1 pseudogene is annotated in these 512 nt (G+C 54.1%); it reads left to right on the plus strand.

The features are described from left to right. A pseudogene (locus EZI54_RS24060) lies at positions 1-154 on the plus strand (IS256 family transposase); the annotation flags it as partial. Positions 155-512 lie beyond the last annotated feature (358 nt).

Genomic DNA, 512 nt, shown 5'->3' on the forward strand with positions numbered 1-512 from the left:
GTCCAGAGACACCACCTTGGCGATGGTATTCAAGTTGATGGAGTCCGCCCAGAAACGGTGGAAACGCATCAAAGGATTTCAGCTTCTGGAACTGGTCGTTAACAACGTCGAGTTCCGGGACGGAGAAACGGTTGAGCAACAATCAGACAGGAACAAGCGTGAAAAATGCGCGCATGTCGCGCCCTCCGCGGGCGCGTGGATTGAAACATACTGCTGCAACTGCGTTTGATACTGCTGGATTGTCGCGCCCTCTGTGGGCACGCGGAGGGACCGCTGCCAATTCCCATATTTACTCCTCGGCCACTCTGTTCCCCGCCTTCGCGGGGTGGGCCGTACTGACTTCGTTGCTGTTTGTTGTGAGCAAATAGTGCTTATTGCCAAGGTCAGGCCCGTCCGATATGGTTGACTTCGTTTTAGGTTGTCACCGTGCTCAGGATGAGTGCGACTCCTTTTCAAGTTCAAGGAAGAGACGATGCGTGATCATACTGGTTTGCAATTCACGGCCCGCCTTG

It is taken from the genome of Marinobacter halodurans, assembly GCF_004327985.1.
In the GTDB taxonomy this organism is placed as follows: Bacteria; Pseudomonadota; Gammaproteobacteria; order Pseudomonadales; family Oleiphilaceae; genus Marinobacter_A; species Marinobacter_A halodurans.